Here is a 13,663-nt window from a genome sequence, read left to right as displayed (position 1 = left end):
GGTGGCCGTACCAGCCGGGGCACCCGCCGGTGTGGCGCTTTAGCCGCAGCCCATGCTTTCCGCTAGGAGGTGCAGCTCTACCGTGCTAATCGTCATCGGTATCATTCCTTTCTGCATCTTCGTCCGGGCCGCTGTAGGCATCCGCACTCAACGGCATTGAATCAAACGGGCTGGACACAGGGGCACCTGCTCGACGAGCAGCCAACTCGTCTATCTCATTAGCGTGGGGAGCGGGGTTAATTTCTCGCTCCGCTTGACTTATTAAGTCGACGAGTGACATGTCTAGGGCAGTAGCGATGGCACCAAGTTCGTCGATATTTATGTCTCGTGTACTGCGTAGCTGTTTGGAAATCTGACTTTGTGATATTCCAGTTGCTTCGGCTAGCTCGGCTTGGGTGACGCTTTTTTGTAGACGCTTTTCGTTCAGTAGTCGGGCGATGACACTGCCGAGCTTGTCTATTGTGCCATTGGAACGGGGGCTCACACCTACAATTATTCCTCAAAAATAAAAAAGTTCAAATGAACTTAACGTGATATTTCAAACGGCATACTTCCATAAACATGCCAAACGAACTGAAAGCCCGCTCGGAGCGGGTGACAGAAGAGGATAGGGCAGAAATGACACGGCAAAGATCACAGTAAATGCACTGTCGGAAAATCTTGAGGCCGCATTTCCTCCTTCCGCCGAAGCGTGAATGGGCAGTGCCCTTTCGCCAGCAATGAATTGTTTGTAATTACAAGCCTGTTAGAAACCACCGTCGTTGACATCGTTCAAGGCGTCGAAGAGAAAACCGAAGCTTGGGAGCAAAGATGTCAGCCCACGTGCGGCCAAGCTATGCGTCGAAGGGGGACACGGCGCGCTGATGTGGTTGCCGTAGGCCTAGGACCAGGCAGGGGGGTGGAGAGAATCAGGCAGGGGGTGTAGAGAATCTAGTAGCGCTCGCGGCGGCGCTTGTTCAACTTGGCATAGTGATCCGGCTTAGAGTCGCCGTAGCGCGAGCGATTGCGGCGGCTGGCGGCGTGCGAGGAGGACGCGGCGGGAACGGCCGTGGCGGTATCGGTGGCGTCGTCAGTGGCCGCGTGGGCGTCGCGCTGGGGGGTCGCAGGGGACGGGGTTTCTACGGGCGCGGAGCCTGCAGCGGAGGCGTCCTCGGGCTCGGATGGGGGTGAGGCATCGGCATCGAGGGCGGCGAGGGCTTCTTCCTCCTCGCGCAGGCGGCGGCGCTCACGGATTTCGGACCATACGAAATAGCCCAAGCCCAGCGGGGCCATGATGCCGAAGGCGATCCACTGGTAGCCGTAGGAGAGGTGGTTGCCGCGGTCGAGCTGCGGGATAGGCATGGGGTTGAGCACGCCGGGCTGGTCGGCGGAGAGTTGGATGTAGTCGTGGGCCAAGGGGGCGTCGATAAGCGAGGCAATCTGCTCCGTATGGATGGAGTAGACCTGCTGGTAGCCCTCCTGCTTAATGGGGGCGGACTGGTGCTCGGCCTCATCGGCGCGAATCATGCCGGTAAGCGTGGTCTCGCCCGAGGGAGCATCAGGGATATCTGGCACGGCGTTGGCCTCGCCGGCCTTGACCCAGCCGCGGTTGACCAAGATGGTCAGGCCAGAATCGGTGCGGAAGGGAACCAGGGATTGGTAGGACGGGCCGGAATCGACCGGGCGCAGGCGCAGCAGCACCTCATCCTGCGGCAGGTAATGGCCGTGCAGGGTGGCGCGGGACCACTCATCGTCCTTGATGGCGCCGTTGTCATCCACGAGGTCCTCCACCGGTTGGGGATCGGCCTCATAGGCGTGGGTGATGAGCTCGTTGCGTTCCACAATGTCATCGTCCTTGCCCAGCTGCCACGGGGCGAGGACGGTAAAAGCAAGGTAGGAAAAGGCCACGACGAACAGCAGCAGTAGAACCCAACCCGGCTTAAGGAACGTCTTTAGCATGGGGCCTAGTTTAGTCGTGGTTAGCGCGAATCCAATCCAGCAGGCCAGGCACGGCGGCCTCGATATTCTTGCGCGTGGTTTCAAAATCCGCTGTGGAACCGTAATAGGGGTCTGCCACGTCCGCGTCCTCCGGGGAGTTGGGATCGAAGCTGCGCATCAAGCGAATCTTGGCTGGGTCGATGCCGTGCTCAATGAGAGCCTCGCGGTGGCCCTTGTCCATGGCAATGAAGAGATCAGCGTCCATGTGCTCGGCGCCCAGCTTGGCCGCGCGGTGGGAACCGCCATCGTGGCCGCCGCGGCGCAGCTCGGCAATCGCGCGCTCGTCCGCGCCCTGGCCCACATGCCAGCCGCCCAGACCGCAGGAATCTACGGTGGCGACGAGGTCTAGCATGTCCTTTTCCATTTCATCGCGCACGATGATTTCTGCCATGGGGGAGCGGCAGATATTTCCGGTGCAGACAAAGACGAGGTAAAGGCCGGAGCGGGTATCGGATTCGGTCATGCGGAAAACCCCTTCGCGCGAATAGTACTGTGGTGCGGAAGATAGGATATAGCAGTAGTAACTATTCCATGAAACGAGCATAAAGGAGCACCTCTATGTCCGCTGTGAGCGTGGGCGATGTCCGCCGCGTACTCGATGAGGCCTACCCGCCGCACTTGGCGGAAAAGTGGGATGCCGTGGGGCTTATCTGCGGCGATCCGGCCGCGGAGGTAAAGCGGGTGGCCTTTGCTTTGGACTGCACCCAGGCGGTGGCCGAGCGCGCGGTGGAGCTTGGCGCGGACATGCTCGTGGTCCACCACCCGCTGCTTTTGCGCGGGGTGGAGTCCGTGGCGGCCGATACGCCCAAGGGCAAGGTAGTGCACACGCTGGTCAGCAATGGCGTCGCACTCTTTGCGGCCCATACCAACGCGGATAAGGCTCGGCCGGGCGTCAACGACAAGCTCGCGGAGCTGGTAGGCATCAACCCCGGCCGGCCCATCGTGCCGGAGCCGCAGGGCGTGGATAAGTGGGGCGTGCACGTGCCGGTCGCCACGGTTGAGGAGGTAAAGCAGGCGCTTTTCGACGCCGGCGCGGGCCACATCGGTGCCTACTCCCACTGCTCCTTCGATATCGCCGGCACGGGCCAATTCCGGCCGGAGGAGGGCGCTGACCCCACCGAGGGCGAGATCGGCGCGCTGCACCGCGGCGAGGAAATCCGCGTCGAGTTCGTCGCCCCGGCCGCACTTCGCTCCTCCTTGTTGAAGGCCCTGCACGCCGCCCACCCGTATGAGGTGCCGGCCTATGACATCACGGAAACCGCCGGCCACCAGGATCTGGACAAGGCGCTCGGCCTGGGGCGTGTGGGAGAGCTGCCGCAGGAGATGACCCTGCGTGAGTTCACCCAGCAGGTGGCCAACGCCCTGCCGGAGACCGCCTGGGGTATCCGCGCCGCCGGCGATCCGGACCAGAAGGTGCGCACGGTGGCCGTGTCTTCCGGTTCGGGAGATTCCTTCCTCTCCGCGGCCGCGAAGCTAGGCGTGGACGTGTACGTTACCTCGGATCTGCGCCACCACCCGGTGGATGAGCACCTGCGCGCCGGCGGCCCGGCCGTCATCGATACCGCCCACTGGGCCAGCGAATTTCCGTGGACGGCCCAGGCGCGCGATATCGTAGAGGATGCTTTAGAACTGGATACGGAAATTATTAGCCTGCGCACCGACCCGTGGACTATCTCTGCGCACCCAAAGGAGTCATAAGTGAAACTATCGCAAGAACTACAGCCGGTACTGCTGGAGCTGGCCAACCTGGAACGCTCGCAGGGCCATGGCGCTGAGAAGGAAATCCCGGAACAAGCCGAATATGACAAGGCCAAGGAGGAGCACAAGCGCCTGCTCGATGCCTCCGGTTCTGCGCAGATGGCCGTCGATGACATGGAGACCGAAATCCTGCGTATCCAGGCCGATGAGCGCAAGCTGCGCCAGCGCGAGCGCGATGATAAGCGCCAGCTCGGCGCCGCAGTAGACCCAGAAACCCGCAAGGATCTGGAGCACGATCTTTACGCCGCCAAGTCCCGCATCGCAGACCTCATGAGCGAGCTGCAGGAGGCGCATAATGAGGTGCACGCGCTGCGTTCCAATCTGGACGTCCACGGTGCGCGCGTTTCTGATTCCGAACGCAAACTGGAAAAGCTGCGCCGTGCGGCCGAGGCGGCTAAGGAAGCGGCCGCCAATCAAGAGGATCCGGCCGTGCGCATCGGCGAGCTGCGCGATCAGCTGCCCGCTGGAGTGCTCAGCGAGTACGATACCCAGCGCGAGGAAAATGGCGTAGGTGCCGCCCAGTTCAAGGCCAATCGCGCCTGCGGCGGCTGCTTCATTGTCTTGCCGCCGGCCGAGCAAAACGCCGTGCGCAATGCCCCGGCCGATGAGCTGCCGCAGTGCGGCGATTGCGGCTCCTACCTGGTGCGCCTGGTCTAATGAAGGTCATCATCTACGCCGATGGCGGCTCCCGCGGCAACCCCGGAGTAGCCGGTTCCGGCACCGTTATCTATGACGGCAGCGGGCAGCGCATCCTGCGCGAAATTGTCTACGTGGTAGGTACCAAGTCCACTAATAACGTCGCTGAGTACAACGGCCTGCTGCGCGGCCTTGAAGCCGCCACCGAGATGGGCGCTACCGAGGTGGAATTCCACATGGATTCCAAGCTGGTGGTGGAACAAATCAACGGCCGCTGGAAGATTAAGCACCCCGATATGCAAAAGCTGGCCCTGCGCGCCCGCGAATACATCAACGGCTTTTCCTCTTTCAGCCTGGACTGGGTGCCGCGCGCCAAAAACAAGGTGGCGGACGCCCTGTCCAATGACGCCATGGATGCCGCGGCCGCCGGGCACCCGGAAGGCATCGTGGCCGGCGAAGAAGACGCCGAGTCAGCCCCAGCCGCGGAGCAGGACACCACCGCGCCGCACCCCACCGATTGGCTGGGGGACCGCGGACCTACCACCCGCTTTATCTTGCTGCGCCACGGGCAGACGGAGATGTCGGCCGCCAAGCAGTACTCCGGCCGCGCCAATCCGGGGCTTACGGAGCTTGGCCAAAAGCAGGCGCTCGCCGCTGCGCAGGCGCTTGCCGACGCCGACTTTGACGCCATCGTCTGCTCGCCCCTGCGCCGCTGCCAAGAGACCGCGGCGGCCGTGGCCAATGGCCGCGATATCGAGGTAGAGACCGTCGACGGCCTCATCGAGGTGGACTTCGGTGCGTGGGAAGGCAAGACCGCGGCCGAGGCCCACCAGCGCGATCCGGAACTCCACGAGGAATGGCTGCACGATGCGAGCGTCGCCTGTCCGGGCGGCGAATCGCTGCAGGCGGTCAACCGCCGCGTGCGCACCACCCGCAAGGAGCTCCAAGAGCGCTTTGCGGGCAAGACCGTGCTGGTGGTCAGCCACGTCAACCCGATTAAGTCCTTCATCCGCCAAGCACTCGATGCCGGCCCTGCCACCTTTGGGCATCTCTTCCTCGACCTGGCTGCCATTTCGCGGGTGGAATTCTGGGAAGGCGGCTCTATGGTGCACGGATTTAACGATGTGGGCCACCTGGCAGGCCTGCGCTAGAATAAGGAACGCGAATGAGCCGGCCGGGTGATCGCGTCGCTTCAAACGGGCAGCCACGTGCTGCCGCGTGGGCGCCGAGGAAAGTCCGGACTCCACAGAGCACGGTGGTTGCTAACGGCAACCCGGGGAAACCCGCGGGCAAGTGCAACAGAAAGTAGACCGCCTCGTGCCTCCACTTGGTTTTGGCCACGTTGGAGCCACAAGGTAAGGGTGAAACGGTGCGTTAAGAGCGCACCAGCACCGTCAGCGATGGCGGTGGCTGGGTAAACCCCACCGGGAGCAAGGCATCACGGCCCCGCCACGTTGCGGGGCCCGATCAGGCGTTTTAAGGCTGCTCGCTCGAGCCTGAAGGTAGCTGCTGGAACCAACTGGCAACGGTTGGTCTAGATGGATGTTCACCGCGCGGTACTTCTCAGGGAGTGCCGCGGTTAGACAGAATCCGGCTTATAGGCCGACTCATTCGCCCTACTACGTTTATGGTGGTGGGCATGAAGCTCTATGCCGCCCCGCTCGATTTCCGCGCCATTGCCACAGAATTTTCGGTGGACACCGATTTTCCGGCCGAGGCCACTGCTCAGGCCGCCCGCGCGCAGGACCGATACGCCGACTGGCGCCGCGACGCCCGCGAAATTCCCTTCGTGACCCTGGATCCCGCCGGCTCCATGGACTTGGATCAGGCGGTCTACATCGAAGAACGCGAGGGCGGCTACCGCGTCTTTTATGCCATCGCGGACGTTGCTGCTTTCATTGAGCCCGGCAGCGAGCTGGAGCGCGAATCCTTCCGCCGCGGCCAGACCATCTATCTTCCCGATGAACCCGCGCGCCTGCACCCGCCAGAGCTTTCCGAGGACCGAGCCTCGCTGCTGCCTGGCACCGATAAACCGGCCGTGCTGTGGACCTTTGACTTGGATGGCAACGGCGAGGTGGAGTCCTTCCACGTCGAGCGCGCGCTGATTTACTCCCAGGCCCGCCTGGATTATGAAGGCGCGCATGCGGACCTCGCGGCCGACACGCTCCACCCATCCATCGCGCTGCTGCCGGTGGTCGGCCGGCTGCGCCAGGAATCTTCCCTGCGCCGAGAGGCCATTTCCTTGCGCCTGCCCTCCCAGCGCGTGGTGGAAAATGAGGACGGTACCTTTGAGCTCATCATCGAGCCGCGCTATGAGGTGATGGACTTTAACTCGGAGATGTCTCTGCTTGCCGGCATGTGCGCTGGACGCCTCATGCAGGAAGCCGGCGTGGGCTTCTTGCGCACCCTGCCCGCGGCCGAACCGGAGCACGAGCGCCAATTTCGCGCCGAGGCGCAGGCCCTAGGCTTTGCGCTTGGCGACGCCCCCATTCCCCAATTCCTCCTCACCGTCGATGCTGATTCCCCGCGCGGCATGGCCGTCATGCGCGAGGCCCAAAGCCTTTTGCGCGGAGCCGACTATGCCTGGCTAGGCGAGCAAGAGGCGCAGGTACATGCCGGTATTGGTGGCTACTATGCCCACGTCACCGCGCCGCTGCGGCGCCTTTCCGATAGGTTCGCCACGGAGGTATGCCTAGCGCTGTGCGGCGGTTACGAGGTTCCCGAGTGGGTAACAGGCAGCGCTACGGAGGTCATCGGGGCGATGCGTTCGACCTCGCAGCTCGCCTCCCAAGTAGATAAGGCCTGCCTGAACCTGACTGAGGCGACCGTGCTGCGACCTTGGCTTGGCACCAATTTCTCAGCCACTGTGGTCCGCGGCGATCCGAAGCGGGACAAGGCGCGGATTTTCGTACCGGAGCCACCCGTCTTCGCCCAATGCGTGGGCGCACCGGAAACCGGCAGTGAGACCACCGTTTCGCTGGTGACGGCGGATACTGATTCGCGCGAGGTTCTTTTTGCCTGGCCGGCCGACTAGCCGGCAAGGCTCCTAACCTTCGCCGCGGGCGGCCTCGCCTGGCTGCAGCTCAACTACAAGAAGGCCGTCTTCCGCCAAGTCGGCTGCGAAATTGTGCGCGCTTTTCGCCGGAACATAAGCGATGACCGCGTTGGAGGTACCGGCATGCGCCGAGCGACCCGCTACGGCACCGCGAACCGTGACCAATTCGGCGAGTTTTTCTGCCGAATCCAAGCCGTAGATATTGGCCAAGGAAGACTGCGACTGCAACAGGATAGGGAAGAGCTCCGCGCCGCGGTGCGAGCGCAGGCAGCGCGCAAACTTTTCTACGCGCTCAGTTTCTTCCTCATAAAAGGCCATCCACTCCGTGGCGGCGCTGATGCTCGGGCGGCCTTCCTCGCCGTAGACCTTGTGCACGGCCTTGAGCCAGTCGAGGACGCGCTGTTGGGCGTCGGGAAGCAGGCGCAGCGAATCGGTGCCAAAGGAGTGGCACGCATCATCGATAAAGCGCTGGCGCTGGCGGATATCGGCGATGGCCTTTTCCTCTTGCGCGGAAAAATCTTCGGGCACCGCTACCGCAAAGGCGGACATCTCGCGGCCCACCACGTGCGGGGCGTGGGTGACAGAACCATCGGCGTAGTCCATGATGCACACGCCCTCACCCGTGCTGCGCAGCGCAGCGCTGTGCCGTGCGCGCAGTGGCGGCCGCGTTGCGAAGGTCGAAACGGCCTGGGTGCAGACATCCGCCACCCGGGCCCTCAACGGCGCATCGAGGTCCGCATCCGCGCCCATGAGCGCGAGCGCCACCGCGACGTCCGCAGCGGCATCCGCGCCCACACCCGCGCCCTCCGGAATATCCGTGGCAATGGTGATATCCGCACCCGCCGTCTCTCGGGAGAGCAACTGACGATTAATCATCGTGTGGACAATGCCACCCGCGCGGGCCGCCAACCCACCTTGTGGTGCCGGCGGAATAACAGGCTGGCCTTCCGCATCCGTGGTGGGCTGTTGCGCCGTTGCCAGCTCTGCAAGCGCCTGCAAGCTAATCGAGTCATGAGCAGTCTCGCCCTGAGCTGGGTGGAAATGGACGGCCACCACGCCGTCGGTGCGCGGGCCTACCGCCGCTGCAGCGCGCAACTTTCCCACACACATGGCGACAATGCCGCCGAAGTGGTCAATATGTTCACCAATAAGGGACCACGTTGCCGGCGCGCTGGCGGTATGCGTTGGAGCGCTGCCTGTCAGTTCGGTATGTGCTCGGGCGGCGCGCTCGGCTACGGGCTCTGCAGGCGTTGACCACAGTGGCATGGGTGCTAAAGCTCCTTTTCCAGGTTCTGGGACCAGTAGTCTTCGTTGCCCTGCGCACGCGGTGGCGCGTTTAAAGCAACGAACGCCCGCCACCTATTCGCGCGGTGGCGGGGAATACGACATGGAATCGTATAAAAGAATTGTGCTGCCCCACATTCTAGCGGGCATCGATGAGACAGCGTGGGTAGTGTGGGCACAAACCATATCAGCGGCGGCACTTAGCCGGTGCCGCTGGTGCTACGACTGAGAGGATAGTTTCATGAGCGATGCAGACCAGAAGTGGTTCTTTGATCCCACCACTAAGGAAGTTAGCCAAGGCAAGACCTCTGGCTGGGAAAATCGGATGGGCCCGTATGACACCCGCGAAGAGGCAGAAAACGCCATCGAAATCGCCCAAGCCCGCAATGAAGCGGCAGATGCCGCAGACGAAGAAGATGACTGGAAGTAAATAACTCCCAGCCAACTCTTTCTAAGCCGTGTTTCCCAGCACCTGCCCGGGAAGCGCGGCTACTTTAGTTTCTTGCGCAGCGGCTTAAACGCGGCCTTGATGTCTTTGAAAGACTCGGCGTAATCATCGAGAGCCTTTAGGCCAATGGTTCGCTCGCGCTGGTAGAGCAGGCCATAGCCAAAGGTATTCTCCCCACGACGGCGAGCGGACTCTGCCAACTCGAGCAGCTTATCGCGCGAGGTCACGGAATCCTGGAAGTCACCGAGCACCGACTGCATCTGCTTGCAGGCCTTGTAGAGGCGCTTGGTCTTGAGGCTGGTGGCAGAACCAGCTGCTTCAGCCGCATAGCGCAGCTTCTTTGCTGCCTTGCGCATATCGTGGAAATAATCCTCGCGCTCGTGCAGGGACAGTTCCTGGTTATCCCAGTTCTCCACGGCCTTTTTATGGCGCTTGACCAGCTTGTTATAGGCCTTTTCAAGGTGCTGCGCCATCACGGTGTCCATGTCGGCGGACTTGTCCTTGGACTTCTTTTTCTCTGGCTTCTTTTCGGCCTTGTCTGCAGCAGGTGCGCTGTCCTCGCTGGATTCGGTAGGAGCAGCGGCGTCCTCTTCCGCAGGGGACTGCTCCTCCGGCTGCTCCGCCTCGCTTGCTGCTGGGGCGGAATCCTGTTGCTTATCGGCCGTTGGCGGGTCTGCGAGCAGGCGATCAAGAGACTCCAGCAGCTCAAGGTAGCGCTCGGAATCAAGAGCTGCGATAACGCGGCGGTGCGCGCGGCGGTAGGCGTTGCCCATATCCTGCGCAATGTGCTCGCGGGTGGAGTCATCCAAGGTGTCAGAATCTTCGGACTCCAGCAGCTTCTGCCAGCGCTCTTCCACAACTTCCGCATCGCGAGCAACGCCCAAGATGCCGGCAAGTTCCTTGAGATCGGCTTCAATCTTGTCGATTTCTGGGCCGACAACGATGCCATGGAAGGTCTGCAGGTGGCTGCGCAGTTCGCGGGTGGCAACACGCATCTGGTGAACCGAGTCCCACTCATCGCGGCGCACGCGAGGATCATAATCAACTAGCTTGTCGCGGTTGGCTTGCAGCGCGGTGATGACGGCCGCGGCAGGGGAGTCTGGGTCCACATCCGGCGATACCAGGGCTGGAGGCAGCGGGGCATTGGTGTAGGAATCGCCCAAAGCAGACTTCAGCTTGGATGGGGAGGAAGAAACGCGCGCACCGGCACCGATAAGCAGGGAAGTGGCACGGCGAATGAATTGCGTACCTTCCTCAGTGCCAGGAAGCTCACCAGCGAGCTCTACTTCCCACTCGCGCCACGACTGTTGCTGGCCACCTGGAAGGAAGGAAAAGGCGGTGACGTGGTCATCGCAGAATTCTGCTACCGGCTTATTGTCGGCATCCGCTAGGACCATCTCGGTGCGCTTGTTGTCTACCTGCGCAATCGGGGTGAGTTCGTTGTGGCGGATAATGGAGCGAACCTGGTGGAGAAGCTCCTCCGGTACTTCGTAGCGGCCATCGACAGGTTCACCCAGCTCGGCATGGATTTCGGTGCGGCCAGCCTCGCTAGGAATCTTGATATGCCAGCCATCATCATTGCCACCGGTACGGCGGCGGAGGGTGACCTTTGCGTGGGTGAGGCGGAGGTCTTCGGTGTCGTAGTAGATGGCAGAAAGCGCGTGGTGGCGCGTGTCTGCAACGTGGTCAACTCCCTCGAGGCGGGTCAGTTCAGGGAGCTGAGTGGACTCGGCTACGGAGAATTTCGCTTCAACTTCGAGAAAAGACTGTGTAGACATTCACGTACCTTTTACTTTCTAGACCAAATAAATCTCACCGGTGATCTTACCCGTTAAGCATTCGCTGCGGTGCCACTCCTCGCCCCCGTTCGCTAGCAGGGAACGGGAAGGAAGAATGGCCTTGAGCAGGGCAGAATTACTGCGTGATTTCGGGGACCGGACCGATTCCGGAAGAATCGCCGCCTAAGTGAGATCTATCGGCAGCGGCAATGCCATCGTTGATGCCGTGCATGCTGTTCATGGAAAGCGACATTTCCGTCAGGTTGGGGAAGAGACGATTGCGGGTATCGATGGCATGATCGGTGCGCGCCTGCAGTGCCGGAAGGGTTTGGGTGGCTACAGTCTCTGCATGGTGTGAGCAGTACTGCGACTCCCGCAGGTTATCTGCGATGCCATCCTCATTTGCTTGAGTGAGCAATTCACCAATGCGGGCGGCATAAGAGAGCCGGAAACTACGGCGATAGGCGGCGGTAGAGCCCGTAGCGCGGGCAATTTCTGCGCCGTCACCATTGCGCATGAACCAATCGCATTGACGGTTAAGAGAGGCGAAGAGGTCGGCGCAATGGGCGGCGTCGGCAGGAGCGCCAATCACGCAGGCCAAGCCCTTGTCATGAATAAGGAGAGTAGTGCATCCATTGGCGTCAGAGATAGTGCTTAACAGGGAAGCCTGGTGCTTGATATACGGCGGGTGGATGTGCACGCGGTGGGAAATAAGATCAGGTAGCTCGGAGGTAAGGAGATCCTCGATGCGATACTTCTGCTGCAGGGACTGTGCCTTAGAGATGAGGACCTCGGCCTCATCCTCAAAGCTGGTAGATTCCGCTTTTCGCAAAAGGCCTAGCACCTTTTCGCGGATTTTGCGTTGCTTATCGCTAAGCCCATCCTCCCGCAAGGATTCGCCGGAGGCTAGAAGCTCCGTATCGCGCAGCCTTGGCAAGTGGATGAGCTCTTTAATAATGGCGCGCAGCTTATCGCGCGGAATGAAATTCTCCTGCGGAGGGGCCATCTGGAGCCATGCTTTGCGCAGCGCAGGGGAGGTAATTCGTGCCGGTACATGGGGGCTCGCACGGTAAATAATGGGGTAGGCGTGCGGACCTAAGACGTGTTCTAGGTCCGCCGGCGCCCAACCTTGTTGTGCGGCGGTGATGAGGCGTTCGATTACGTGAGCAGAAAGGTCATCGCAGTGGGTGGTCATAAAGTTTCGTCCTTTAAGAGGTGTACGTGTGTTCGCTTGCCCACTTAGCAAAGCATGCGCTGACGCTGGATCCTGCCGGAAAAGCCCCCGCTAGCCACCCCCTGGATACTCTTGCGACCTGCACATTTCGCCCTGGAAAAACTGTCGCATGAACTGCACATCCCTCGGGGGAGAGCCGGTAAGGTCTAAAGCATGAATAGCCAACACGAATTTGTCTTGCGCACCGTTGAGGAACGCGATATCCGCTTTATCCGCCTGTGGTTTACGGATATTCTGGGCGCCCTCAAATCCGTGGTCATGAGCCCGTCCGAGTTGGAATCGGCCTTTGAAGAAGGTGTTGGCTTTGATGGTTCTTCCGTAGAGGGCTTTTCTCGCATCTCTGAGTCTGACACCATCGCGCTGCCAGATCCCTCTACCTTCCAGATTCTGCCCTTTGATATGGACGAGCCGGACCTGCAATCGGCCCGCATGTTTTGCGATATCGCGCAGCCAGACGGCCAGCCCTCCATGGTGGACCCGCGCCATATCCTGCGCCGCCAGGTAACCGAGGCCGCCAACGATGGATTTACCTGCATGGCCTCACCAGAAATCGAGTTCTATCTTTTCGAGCGCGGCCGCGAACTCACCGACTTGGTGCCCACGGACAACGGCGGTTACTTCGACCAAGCAACACACGATACCGCCCCGCTGTTCCGCAGGAAGGCAATGCTAGCACTGGAATCGCTGGGAATCGCCACGGAGTTTAGCCACCACGAAACCGCGCCGGGCCAGCAAGAAATTGATCTGCGCCATGCGGACGTGCTCACCATGGCCGATAACATCATGACCTTCCGGCATGTGATCAAGCAGGTGGCCACCAATTCCAACGTGCGCGCCACCTTCATGCCTAAGCCCTTCGAGCACCTGCCGGGTTCAGGCATGCACACCCACTTGAGCCTTTTTGAAGGCCAATCCAATGCCTTCCACGATCCGGACGATGAATTCTCTTTGTCCCAGACCGGCCGGCAGTTCATCGCCGGCATCCTGGAGCACTCCACGGAGATGTCCGCGATTGTGAATCAGTGGACCAATTCTTATAAGCGCCTGATGTTCGGCAACGAGGCGCCGGGCGCAGCCACCTGGGGAGTATCGAATCGCTCCGCGCTGGTCCGCGTTCCCACCTACCGGCTGACCAAGGAAGAATCGCGCCGGGTAGAAATCCGTTCCATTGATGCCTCGATGAACCCCTACCTGGGTTATGCGGTGCTATTGGCGGCTGGCCTGCGAGGCATCCGCGAGGGCTACGAGCTCGATGATCCGGCCGAGGACGATGTCCACCAGCTCACTCGTCGCGAGCGCCGCGCGATGGGCTATAAGGATCTACCCACCAGCTTGGATCAGGCCTTGCGAGAATTTGAAAAATCAGAGTTCATGGCAGAAGTCCTGGGCGAGCACGTCTTTGAGTTCTTCCTGCGCTCCAAGTGGGATGAGTGGCATCACTATCAGAGCCAAATCACCACCTTTGAGCTGCGCAATAACCTGAACTTCTAGGA

Annotated in this window: 13 protein-coding genes, 1 tRNA gene and 1 other RNA gene; 8 read left to right on the top strand and 7 right to left on the bottom strand. The window is 61.2% G+C overall.

The window, feature by feature from the left end:
• Positions 1-85 precede the first annotated feature (85 nt).
• From BJ985_RS04845 to BJ985_RS04835, 3 genes are all read right to left on the bottom strand, one after another.
• Positions 86-484, bottom strand: a complete 399-nt coding sequence (locus BJ985_RS04845; RefSeq protein ID WP_179386767.1) for a helix-turn-helix domain-containing protein — start codon at positions 482-484, stop codon at positions 86-88.
• Between the two features lie 446 nt (positions 485-930).
• Positions 931-1,680, bottom strand: coding sequence for an SURF1 family cytochrome oxidase biogenesis protein (locus tag BJ985_RS04840; protein ID WP_179386766.1), 750 nt, complete (start codon positions 1,678-1,680; stop codon positions 931-933).
• Positions 1,637-1,736: transfer RNA gene (locus BJ985_RS04835), tRNA-OTHER, on the bottom strand. Before BJ985_RS04835 ends, BJ985_RS04840 begins: the two co-directional genes overlap by 44 nt.
• Here BJ985_RS04835 and BJ985_RS04830 point away from each other — a divergent pair.
• On the top strand, positions 1,699-1,905 hold the full coding sequence (locus BJ985_RS04830) for a hypothetical protein (RefSeq protein WP_179386765.1): 207 nt from the start codon (positions 1,699-1,701) through the stop codon (positions 1,903-1,905). The genes BJ985_RS04835 and BJ985_RS04830 overlap by 38 nt on opposite strands.
• A 43-nt stretch (positions 1,906-1,948) precedes the next feature.
• Here the strand turns inward: BJ985_RS04830 and BJ985_RS04825 are convergent, their stop codons facing one another.
• The gene (locus BJ985_RS04825) at positions 1,949-2,440 is read right to left on the bottom strand and encodes a low molecular weight protein-tyrosine-phosphatase (protein WP_179386764.1); all 492 of its coding nucleotides are present in this window, start codon (positions 2,438-2,440) and stop codon (positions 1,949-1,951) included.
• Positions 2,441-2,535: 95 nt separating this feature from the next.
• Here BJ985_RS04825 and BJ985_RS04820 point away from each other — a divergent pair, with 95 nt between their 5' ends.
• From BJ985_RS04820 to BJ985_RS04800, 5 genes are all read left to right on the top strand, one after another.
• Positions 2,536-3,675: a Nif3-like dinuclear metal center hexameric protein gene (locus tag BJ985_RS04820; RefSeq protein WP_179386763.1), complete on the top strand. Its 1,140-nt coding sequence runs from the start codon at positions 2,536-2,538 to the stop codon at positions 3,673-3,675.
• Positions 3,676-4,392 carry a zinc ribbon domain-containing protein gene (locus BJ985_RS04815; RefSeq protein WP_005324390.1) on the top strand — a complete coding sequence of 239 codons (717 nt, stop codon included), beginning with the start codon at positions 3,676-3,678 and terminating at the stop codon, positions 4,390-4,392.
• Positions 4,392-5,522 (top strand): bifunctional RNase H/acid phosphatase, encoded by a 1,131-nt coding sequence (locus BJ985_RS04810; RefSeq protein WP_179386762.1) that lies wholly within the window; start codon positions 4,392-4,394, stop codon positions 5,520-5,522. The genes BJ985_RS04815 and BJ985_RS04810 overlap by 1 nt, the downstream gene beginning before the upstream one ends.
• 15 nt (positions 5,523-5,537) lie before the next feature.
• An RNA gene (gene rnpB, locus BJ985_RS04805) (RNase P RNA component class A) lies at positions 5,538-5,985 on the top strand.
• 25 nt (positions 5,986-6,010) lie between these two features.
• Positions 6,011-7,405, top strand: coding sequence for an RNB domain-containing ribonuclease (locus BJ985_RS04800; protein WP_179386761.1), 1,395 nt, complete (start codon positions 6,011-6,013; stop codon positions 7,403-7,405).
• 12 nt (positions 7,406-7,417) lie between these two features.
• Here BJ985_RS04800 and BJ985_RS04795 read toward each other — a convergent pair whose 3' ends face one another.
• Entirely contained in the window at positions 7,418-8,692 is a 1,275-nt protein-coding gene (locus BJ985_RS04795; protein ID WP_179386760.1) for a galactokinase family protein, read from the bottom strand.
• Between the two features lie 259 nt (positions 8,693-8,951).
• Between BJ985_RS04795 and BJ985_RS04790 the strand changes: the two genes are divergently transcribed.
• On the top strand, positions 8,952-9,140 hold the full coding sequence (locus BJ985_RS04790; RefSeq protein WP_179386759.1) for a hypothetical protein: 189 nt from the start codon (positions 8,952-8,954) through the stop codon (positions 9,138-9,140).
• 59 nt (positions 9,141-9,199) lie between these two features.
• On the opposite strand, the gene BJ985_RS04785 is transcribed toward BJ985_RS04790, so the two are convergent.
• Both BJ985_RS04785 and BJ985_RS04780 read right to left on the bottom strand, forming a co-directional pair.
• Entirely contained in the window at positions 9,200-10,936 is a 1,737-nt protein-coding gene (locus tag BJ985_RS04785) for a CYTH and CHAD domain-containing protein (RefSeq protein WP_179386758.1), read from the bottom strand.
• 136 nt (positions 10,937-11,072) lie between these two features.
• Positions 11,073-12,131 (bottom strand): DUF2786 domain-containing protein, encoded by a 1,059-nt coding sequence (locus BJ985_RS04780; protein ID WP_005324399.1) that lies wholly within the window; start codon positions 12,129-12,131, stop codon positions 11,073-11,075.
• Between the two features lie 192 nt (positions 12,132-12,323).
• On the opposite strand from BJ985_RS04780, the gene BJ985_RS04775 reads away from it, so the two are divergent.
• Entirely contained in the window at positions 12,324-13,661 is a 1,338-nt protein-coding gene (locus tag BJ985_RS04775) for a glutamine synthetase family protein (RefSeq protein WP_150850861.1), read from the top strand.
• Positions 13,662-13,663: the final 2 nt, after the last annotated feature.

The sequence above is a fragment of the Corynebacterium tuberculostearicum genome (assembly GCF_013408445.1).
GTDB lineage: Bacteria > Actinomycetota > Actinomycetes > Mycobacteriales > Mycobacteriaceae > Corynebacterium > Corynebacterium tuberculostearicum.
This window is presented reverse-complemented; position numbering and strand designations above follow the sequence as displayed.

Bases quoted from the DNA above. Each gene is read 5' to 3' on its own strand.
- BJ985_RS04780 (WP_005324399.1), bottom strand. From the start codon at position 12,131: ATGACCACCCACTGCGATGACCTTTCTGCTCACGTAATCGAACGCCTC.
- BJ985_RS04775 (WP_150850861.1), top strand. From the start codon at position 12,324: ATGAATAGCCAACACGAATTTGTCTTGCGCACCGTTGAGGAACGCGAT.
- BJ985_RS04800 (WP_179386761.1), top strand. From the start codon at position 6,011: ATGAAGCTCTATGCCGCCCCGCTCGATTTCCGCGCCATTGCCACAGAA.
- BJ985_RS04795 (WP_179386760.1), bottom strand. From the start codon at position 8,692: ATGCCACTGTGGTCAACGCCTGCAGAGCCCGTAGCCGAGCGCGCCGCC.
- BJ985_RS04810 (WP_179386762.1), top strand. From the start codon at position 4,392: ATGAAGGTCATCATCTACGCCGATGGCGGCTCCCGCGGCAACCCCGGA.
- BJ985_RS04790 (WP_179386759.1), top strand. From the start codon at position 8,952: ATGAGCGATGCAGACCAGAAGTGGTTCTTTGATCCCACCACTAAGGAA.
- BJ985_RS04785 (WP_179386758.1), bottom strand. From the start codon at position 10,936: ATGTCTACACAGTCTTTTCTCGAAGTTGAAGCGAAATTCTCCGTAGCC.
- BJ985_RS04825 (WP_179386764.1), bottom strand. From the start codon at position 2,440: ATGACCGAATCCGATACCCGCTCCGGCCTTTACCTCGTCTTTGTCTGC.
- BJ985_RS04820 (WP_179386763.1), top strand. From the start codon at position 2,536: ATGTCCGCTGTGAGCGTGGGCGATGTCCGCCGCGTACTCGATGAGGCC.
- BJ985_RS04830 (WP_179386765.1), top strand. From the start codon at position 1,699: ATGGCCGTGCAGGGTGGCGCGGGACCACTCATCGTCCTTGATGGCGCC.